Origin of the sequence: Variovorax soli NBRC 106424 (genome assembly GCF_001591385.1) — a bacterium.
Classification (GTDB): Bacteria; Pseudomonadota; Gammaproteobacteria; order Burkholderiales; family Burkholderiaceae_C; genus Variovorax; species Variovorax soli.
Genome location: NZ_BCUU01000038.1, coordinates 36,006 through 44,166, shown reverse-complemented (window position 1 = coordinate 44,166; position 8,161 = coordinate 36,006). Strand labels below are relative to the sequence as shown.

Below are 8,161 nucleotides of genomic sequence, written 5' to 3'. Positions count from 1 at the left end.
GGTGCCGGCCGCTTCACTGGTGGATCCGCCGGCGCGCCTTCGCCGCGCAAGGCGGCGCGCGCGACGTCCCAGCCCGGCAGGGTGGGCGCCCACAGGGCTGGGCCTTCGATGTAGAGGGTGGGGGTGGTGGAAGGCGTGGTCATGCTGCGGCTCCCTTGCCGAAGATCAGGGCGCAGTTGTTGCCGCCAAAACCGAAGGAATTGCTCAGCGCATGGCGTACCTCGCCGCGCGCACCTTGCAGGCGGATCTGCGGCCCGCATTCCGCATCGAGGGTGCTGCTGTTGATGGTGCCGGGCATCCAGCCGTTTTCCAGCGCCAGCAGGCTGATCACGGCCTCCACGATGCCGGCGGCGCCGAGCGTGTGGCCGGTGAAGCCCTTGGTCGAGCTGGCATGGGTGGTGGCCGGGAAGCGCCGCGCCACCAGGGCGGCCTCCACCTCGTCGTTCTTGGTGCTGGCCGTGCCGTGCATGTTGATGTAGTCGATGGCGGCGGTGGACACGCCCGCGCGCGCCAGCGCGTCGTCCAGGGCGCGCTCGGCGCCCAGGCCTTGCGGATGCGGCGTCGACATGTGGTGCGCGTCGCTGGCTTCGCCGTAGCCCAGCAGCAGCGGTGCTGCGCCGCCGCCGGCATCGGCACGTTCGAGCAGGGCGAAGCCGGCGGCCTCGCCCAGGCTGATGCCGTCGCGCTGCGCGTCGAAGGGGCGGCAGGGCGCGGGCGACACCAGCTCCAGCGAGTTGAAGCCGAACAGCACGCTGCCGCACAGCGTGTCGACCCCGCCCACCACGGCCGCGTCGGCCAGCCCCAGGCGGATCAGGCGCTCGGCTGAGGCAAAGGCCTTGGCGCTGGACGAGCAGGCGGTGGAGATGGTTTCGCACGGGCCTTCGAGGCCCAGCGCCTGCTGCACGAACATGCCCAGCGAGTGCGGCGTGTGCACCAGCGGCCGGCGCTGTGCCGGCTGGAAGCGGCCATCCGCATCGACCTGGGTGTAGGCCGCCTCGGTCTCGCCGATGGCCGAGGTCGAGGTGCCCAGCACCAGGGCCACGCGGCTGGCGCCGTAGCGCTCGCGCGCCGCAATGGCCGCCTGGATGAAGCCGTCCGCCTGCAGGCCGAGCCAGGCCAGCCGGTTGTTGCGGCAGTCCCAGCTGGCCAGTTCCGCGGGCAGCGAAAGCGCCTCGAGTCCCTCCACCCGGCCGATCCAGGTGGGTAGCGGCGTCGGGCCGAAATCGTTGGCGCGCAGGCCGCTGCGACCGGATTGCAAGGCGTCGGCCAGGGCCGTCTTGCCGACGCCCACGGCCGTGGTGGCCGTGAAGGCGCTGATGCGAAGGGGAGGAATGGGAGAAGGCACGGGATGCAAGCGAGGATGGACGAAAGCGCCGTTTGTAACAGCTAGGGCCTGTGGGCGCCATGCAAGGGCCGGCCGGTGCTGCGCAACGCCAGGGCCACCAGCACCACCACCGGCAGGCCCAGGGCCGCGGTTGCGTTGAAGAACGCCGAATAGCCGAAGTGGTCGACGAACTCGCCGGAAAAGCCCGCGATGAACTTTGGGGCAAGCAGCATCATCGAGCTGAACAGCGCGTACTGTGTGGCCGAGTAGTTCACGTTGGTCAGGCTCGACAGATAGCCGATGAAGGCGGCCGAGGCGATGCCGCCCGCCAGGTTGTCGGCCGAGACCACGACGATCAACGCAGACAGGTCGCGCCCGTGCCCGGCCAGCCAGGCGAACAGCAGGTTGCTGGCGGCGCTGAGCACCGCGCCCAGCATCAGGATGCGCGCCACCCCGAAGCGCGCCGAGAGCACGCCGCCGACGAAGGCGCCCACCAGCGTCATGATCACGCCGAAGATCTTGCTGACCGAGGCCACCTCGTCCTTCGTGTAGCCCATGTCCACGTAGAAGGGGTTGGCCATGATGCCCATCACCACGTCGCTGATGCGGTAGACGGCGATCAGCGCCAGGATGAGCGCGGCCTGCCAGCGGTAGCGCCGGATGAAGTCGGCAAAGGGCTCGATCAGCACGTCGCGCACCCATTCGCCGGCATCGCGGGCGGCCGGCAGCTCGCGCCGCTGCGGCTCGGGCGAGAGCAGCACGGTGAACACGCCGACGAGCATGGATGCCGCCATCGCCAGGTAGGCGGCCTGCCAGGCCCCGTTCTGGTAGCCGCCGGCGCCCGGCACCTCGGCCCGCGCGGCCAGCCACAGCACGCCGGCGCCGGCCCAGATCATGGCCACGCGGTAGCCGGTCTGGTAGGCGGCGGCAAGCGCCGCCTGCTTGTCGGTGGCGGCCGATTCGATGCGGTAGGCGTCCAGCGCGATGTCCTGCGTGGCCGAGCCGAAGGCCACCAGCAGCGCGCACCACACCAGCGGCGTGAGCTGCGCGCTGGGGTCGTTGAAGGCCATGCCCACCAGCCCGGCCATGACCAGGGCCTGCGCCAGCAGCAGCCAGCCGCGGCGCCGGCCCAGCCAATGGGTGAGCGGCGGCACGGGCATCCGGTCCACCAGCGGGGCCCAGACCCACTTGAAGGCATAGGCCAGGCCCACCCAGCTGAGATAGCCGATGGCGGCGCGGTCGATGCCGGCCTCGCGCAGCCGGAAGCTCAGGGTGCCCAGCACCAGCAGCAAAGGCAGCCCGGCCGAAAACCCCAGCGCCAGCATGCGCAGCGTGGGCGGTTCGAGGTACACCGCAAGCGCTTCGCGCCAGGAGCGGGCGGGCTTGTCGGATTCCGGGGCGGCGGCGGGAGTGGACGACTCGGCGGCCTTCGAGGGAAGATGCATGCAGACAGTGAGGTGAGCTCTCCTTATTATTCCCGCATGTGTTTCCACTGCCACTTTTCTTCCGGTCGCCGCCTGCCTGAGGCGGCTCGCCGCGCCTTCCTCCTGGCCGCCGGCGCGGGCCTGGCGGCGCCGGCCCTGGCGCAGGTGAGCGTGGGTGCGCCTTCGGCGGCGCGCAGCCTCGTGCCGGCCGAAGACCTGGAGCAGGCTGGCGCGCAGCAGTACGCGCAGCTGCTGGCCCAGGCCAGGCAAAAGGGCGCGCTGGCGCCCGACAGCAACCCGCAGCTGCGCCGCCTGCGCGCCATCGCCGCCCGCATCATTCCCTTTGCGCCGCAATGGAATCCGCGCGCCGCGCAGTGGAAGTGGGAAGTCAACCTCATCGGCAGCAAGCAGGTCAATGCCTTCTGCATGCCCGGCGGCAAGATCGCCTTCTACACCGGCATCCTCGACCAGCTGAAGCTCACCGACGACGAAGTCGCCATGGTGATGGGCCACGAGGTGGCGCACGCGCTGCGCGAGCATGCGCGCGAGCAGCTGGCCAAACGCACCGGCACCGGCCTGGCCCTGTCGATCGGCGCGCAACTGCTGGGCCTGGGCCAGGTGGGCGACCTGGCGGCGCGCGGCGCCACGCAGCTGCTGTCGCTGCAGTTCAGCCGCACCGATGAATCCGAAGCCGACCTGGTCGGCCTGGAACTGGCCGCGCGCGCCGGCTACAACCCCGATGCTTCCGTCACCCTGTGGCAGAAGATGGGCAATGCCTCGGCGGCCAGCCAGAGCGGGGGCCTGAGCTTCCTGTCCACGCACCCGAGCGGCCCGGACCGCATCCGCAACCTGCAGGAGAACATCCCCAAGGTCGAGGGCCTGTACCAGGCCGCCAGGCGCTAGCGGGACTGGGCATGCGCTTCCTTGTCGGCACCGCCTCCTGGACTGACAAGACGCTGATCGACTGCGGGCGCTTCTACCCGGCCGACTGCAAGACGCCCGAGGCGCGGCTGCGCTTCTATGCATCGAACTTCCCGCTGGTGGAGGTCGATTCCAGCTACTACGCCATTCCGGTGCCGGCCACCGCGCAGCTCTGGGTGGAGCGCACGCCCGATGACTTCGTCTTCAACGTGAAGGCGTTTCGCCTCTTCACCGGCCACTGGACCGAGACGAAGGTGCTGCACAAGGACATCCAGCAGGCGCTGGGCGCGGGTGGCCAGCGTCTGTACTACAAGACCGTTCCCGAAGAGATCCGTGCGGAACTGTGGAAGCGCTTCGGCGAGGCGCTCGAACCGCTGCGGCTGGCCGGAAAGCTCGGCCTAGTGCATTTCCAGTTTCCGCCGGCGGTGCGCTACAGCAAGGAAGCGATGGCCCACATCGAGAAGTGCCTGGCCTGGCTGCCGCAGCACACGCTGAGCATCGAGTTCAGGCACAAGTCGTGGTGGGACGGGCCGGAACGCACGGCCAGCACGCTGGACTTCCTGCGCGAGCACCGGCTGGTTCACACCATCGTCGACGGACCGCAGGGTGCCGACAACAGCGTGCCGGCCCTGTGGGAAACCACGCACCCCGACTACCTGCTCTTGCGGCTGCACGGCCGCAACGCGCTCACCTACAACGCCAAGGGCGCCGCCTCGGCCGCCGAGCGCTTCGACTACGACTACCCCGACCAGGAACTGCGCGAGCTGATGGCCGAGGTCGTGCGCCTGGCCTACAAGGTCAGGAACGCGCACATCGTGTTCAACAATTGCGACGAGGACAAGGGCCAGCGCAACGGCATCAGCTTCCTGAAGATGCTGCTGGCCAACGAGTAGAGCTCCTCACACGTGGCGGGTGATGCCGCCATCCACCCGGATGTTCTGCCCCGTGATGTAGCCCGCGTCGTCCGACAGCAGGAAGGCCGCCGTCTTCGCGATTTCCTCCACCTTGCCCAGCCGCGCCATCGGAATGCCCTCGGCGATGTCCGGCTTGTGCGCCAGGCTGTCGATGTAGCCGGGCAGCAGCGCGTTCATGCGGATGTTGTGGGCTGCATAGCGGTCGGCATACAGCTTGGTGAATGCGCCCACGGCCGCGCGGTACACGCACGACACCGGAAACTTCGGCGAAGGCTCGAAGGCCGCGAAGGTGGTGATGTTCACGAACGCCCCCTTGCCCTGCTGGAGCATCAGCGGCGTGACCAGGCGCGCCATGCGCTGCACCGACAGCACCATCATGTCGTTGCCCAGCAGCCAGCTTTCGTCGGCGATGTCGAGCAGGTCGCCCTTGGGCGGATGGCCGGTGTGGTTGACCACCGCATCCACCCGGCCGAAGGCCTTCACCGTGCCGTCGACCAGGCGCTGCAGGTCTTCCAGGCTGGCCACCGAGCCGCTCAGGCCAAAGCCGCCGAGCTCCTTGGCCAGCGCCTCGGCGCTGCCGGAGGGCGACATCAGCGCCAGCCGGTAGCCCCGTGAATGCAACTCGCGCGCAATGGCAGCGCCCATGCCGCGGCCGGCGGCGGTGACGATGGCGACGGGCTTGTTTGGGTTGGAGCTCATGGTCTTCCTTTCCTTGTCTTGATTCTTGGCGGGACGGAGCGCGATTAGAACGCCAGCGCCTTGGCACACTGCTTGCATCGCATCTTGTACACAAGACAGGATGCTTGATGATGGTGCACGGTTCGGACCCGATGGCGACAGCAGCGGCCCCGGCGCAAGGGGGCGGCGCCGAATGGATCACGCGCCTGGACTCGCCGCTTCTCGGCGCGCCCACCGGCGCGCTGGCAGGCCTTGTCTTCGCGGCCAAGGACAACATCGACGTGGCCGGCCTGCCCACCACCGCGGCCTGCCCGGGCTTTGCCCGCACAGCCACCGTGCACGCGCATGTGGTGCAGCGCCTGCTCGATGCCGGTGCGGTGCTGGCCGGCAAGACCAACCTGGACCAGTTCGCCTGCGGGCTCAACGGCACGCGCTCGCCCTATGGCGCAGTGCCCAACAGCTTCGACGCGCGTTACGTGTCGGGGGGCTCCAGCTCGGGGTCGGCCGTGGTGGTGGCTTCGGGCCAGGTGGACTTCGCGCTCGGCACGGACACGGCGGGCTCGGGCCGCGTGCCGGCGGGCCTGAACAACATCGTGGGCCTGAAGCCGTCCAAGGGCCTCATCAGCGCGCGCGGCGTGGTGCCGGCGGCGCAAAGCGTCGATTGCGTTTCCATCTTCGCGCGCACGGTGAACACGGCCGTGCAGGTGCTGAAGGTGGCGGCCGGCTTCGATGCGCAAGACCCGTTTTCGCGTGCGCTGCCGCTCAAGCAAGAGCCTTTTGCGCCGCGCTTTCGCTTCGGTGTTCCCTCGGAGTTGGAATTCTTCGGCGACGCGCAGGCGGCCCACGAGTTCCAGAAGGCCATCGTGCAGCTGCAGGCCTTGGGCGGCGAGCCGGTGCAGATCGACTATGCGCCGCTGGCCGAGGCCGCCGGCCTGCTCTACGGAAGCGCGCTGGTGGCCGAGCGCTATGCCGCGGTGCGCGAGTTCTTCGATGCCCACGAAGCCGAAGTCATGGAGCCGGTGCGCAGCATCCTGGCCAGTGGCCGCGCCTACAGCGCCGCCGACCTGGTCGACGCGCAGGCGCAGCTGCGCGCGCTTGCGCAGCAGGTGGCCCCGATGTGGCAGCGCATCGACGTGCTGCTGCTGCCCACCGCGCCCACGCACTACCGCATCGACGAGATGCTGGCCAACCCCGTGGCGCTCAACCGCAACCTGGGCGCCTATACCAACTTCGTCAACCTGCTGGACTACGCCGCCATCTCCGTGCCCAGCAGCCTGCGGCCCGACGGCCTGCCCTTCGGCATCACGCTGGTGGGCCCGTGCGGCAGCGAACTGCAGCTGGCCGAGCTGGGCCAGCGCTATCACCACGCCACCGGTCTTACGCAAGGCGCGACCGGCGAGCCGCTGCCACCGCCCGCCGACCTGGGCCTGGCCGAGCCGGCGACGGTGCGGGTGGCGGTGGTGGGCGCGCATCTGTCGGGCATGCCGCTCAACGGCCAGCTGGTCGAGCGCGGCGCGGCGCTGCTGGAAAAGACGCGCACCGCGCCCCAGTACCGCCTGTATTCCTTGCCCGGCACCGTGCCGCCCAAGCCCGGCCTGGTGCGCGTACCGCCGGCCGAAGGCGCCGCCATCGAGGTGGAGGTGTGGCAGATGCCGGTGGCGCACTACGGCAGCTTCGTCGCGCTCATCGGCGCGCCGCTGGGCATCGGAACGCTGCAGCTGGCCGACGGCAGCAGCGTGCAGGGCTTCCTGTGCGAGGCCCTGGCCACCGAGGGCGCCACCGACATCACGCAGCTGGGCGGCTGGCGCCGCTACATCGAACTGCGGCAGCAAGCCGCTGCCTGAACCGCAACCTTCTTCATTCCCGCCAGGAGCTCTACCCATGAAACGCACCCTGCAACCCCAGGCCGCCTCCATCATCTCGACGCCGCGCCGCCAACTGCTGCAGGCGGGTGCCGCCGGCCTCGCCGTGCTCGCAGCACCGGCCATCGTCCGCGCACAAGGCGCCGCCAGGATCCGCGTGGGCTACTGGCCGATCGCCGCCGGCCTGCCGTTCTATGCTGCGGTGGAGCAGGGTTACTTCAAGGCCGCCGGCATCGACGTGGAAGTGCAGCGCTATGCCGGTGCGCAGCAGATCATGGAGGCCATGCTGGCGGACCGCTGCGACGGCAGCGCCAACGGCACCGGCTCGGCCAACATCGCCATCGGCGAGATCGCCGCGCCGGGCAGCTTCAAGATCTTCTGCTCCAACCCCAGCAACGCGAAGAACGTACTCGACCAGGTGCTGGTGCCGGCTTCAAGCACGGCCAAGGCGATGGCCGACCTCAAGGGAAAGCGCGTGGCCTCCGGGCCCGGTATCCAGAACGTGACGCTGGCCAGGACGGTGCTGGAGCGCGGCGGCGCCACCGGTGCCACGGTGGTGGAGCTGCCCATCGGCCAGCACGTGGCGGCGCTGGCGGCCGGCCAGGTGGATGGCTGCTACACGCTGGAGCCCACCGGCACCATCGGCCGCCTCAACGGCTCCACCCGCGTGCTGGAGTCGGGCGTCATTGCCAAGTACGTGCTGGGCGACCCGATGGCACCCTGGTTCGGCGGCTCGGCCTCGCTCACCTCGGCTTTCATCAAGAAGAACCCCGAGGCAGCGAAGAAGTTCATCGGCGCCTATGCGCAAGGCGTGCAGTACGTGCGCACCAAGCCGGCCGAGGCGCGCCAGTACCTCAAGGGCTACACCGCCATCGAAGGCCCGCTCACCGGTGAGGTGCCGCTGGCCGCCTACACGCTCTACAACGAGTTCACGCCGGCCGACGTGGCGTACTTCCAGAAATTCTTCGACCTGTTCGCCGAGAAGGGCATCTTCTCCTCGCGCCTGATGGTCGATTCCATGCTCTACAAGGGATGACC

Annotated in this window: 7 protein-coding genes; 4 read left to right on the top strand and 3 right to left on the bottom strand. The window is 69.5% G+C overall.

From position 1 onward, the window contains the following. Positions 1–139: 139 nt before the first annotated feature. Positions 140–1,345 carry a beta-ketoacyl-[acyl-carrier-protein] synthase family protein gene (locus VSO01S_RS13215; RefSeq protein WP_174544731.1) on the bottom strand — a complete coding sequence of 402 codons (1,206 nt, stop codon included), beginning with the start codon at positions 1,343–1,345 and terminating at the stop codon, positions 140–142. Positions 1,346–1,386: 41 nt separating this feature from the next. Continuing rightward, positions 1,387–2,769 carry an AmpG family muropeptide MFS transporter gene (locus VSO01S_RS13210; RefSeq protein WP_068643083.1) on the bottom strand — a complete coding sequence of 461 codons (1,383 nt, stop codon included), beginning with the start codon at positions 2,767–2,769 and terminating at the stop codon, positions 1,387–1,389. Between the two features lie 36 nt (positions 2,770–2,805). Between VSO01S_RS13210 and VSO01S_RS13205 the strand changes: the two genes are divergently transcribed. Beyond that, the gene (locus tag VSO01S_RS13205) at positions 2,806–3,651 is read left to right on the top strand and encodes a M48 family metallopeptidase (protein ID WP_084241852.1); all 846 of its coding nucleotides are present in this window, start codon (positions 2,806–2,808) and stop codon (positions 3,649–3,651) included. Between the two features lie 11 nt (positions 3,652–3,662). Continuing rightward, positions 3,663–4,562 carry a DUF72 domain-containing protein gene (locus VSO01S_RS13200; RefSeq protein WP_068643079.1) on the top strand — a complete coding sequence of 300 codons (900 nt, stop codon included), beginning with the start codon at positions 3,663–3,665 and terminating at the stop codon, positions 4,560–4,562. Between the two features lie 6 nt (positions 4,563–4,568). Here the strand turns inward: VSO01S_RS13200 and VSO01S_RS13195 are convergent, their stop codons facing one another. Continuing rightward, positions 4,569–5,282: an SDR family oxidoreductase gene (locus VSO01S_RS13195; RefSeq protein ID WP_068643077.1), complete on the bottom strand. Its 714-nt coding sequence runs from the start codon at positions 5,280–5,282 to the stop codon at positions 4,569–4,571. 107 nt (positions 5,283–5,389) lie between these two features. Here VSO01S_RS13195 and atzF point away from each other — a divergent pair, with 107 nt between their 5' ends. Then, positions 5,390–7,105 carry an allophanate hydrolase gene (gene atzF, locus VSO01S_RS13190; RefSeq protein WP_068643075.1) on the top strand — a complete coding sequence of 572 codons (1,716 nt, stop codon included), beginning with the start codon at positions 5,390–5,392 and terminating at the stop codon, positions 7,103–7,105. Between the two features lie 37 nt (positions 7,106–7,142). Then, positions 7,143–8,159, top strand: coding sequence for an ABC transporter substrate-binding protein (locus VSO01S_RS13185; RefSeq protein ID WP_068643073.1), 1,017 nt, complete (start codon positions 7,143–7,145; stop codon positions 8,157–8,159). Positions 8,160–8,161: the final 2 nt, after the last annotated feature.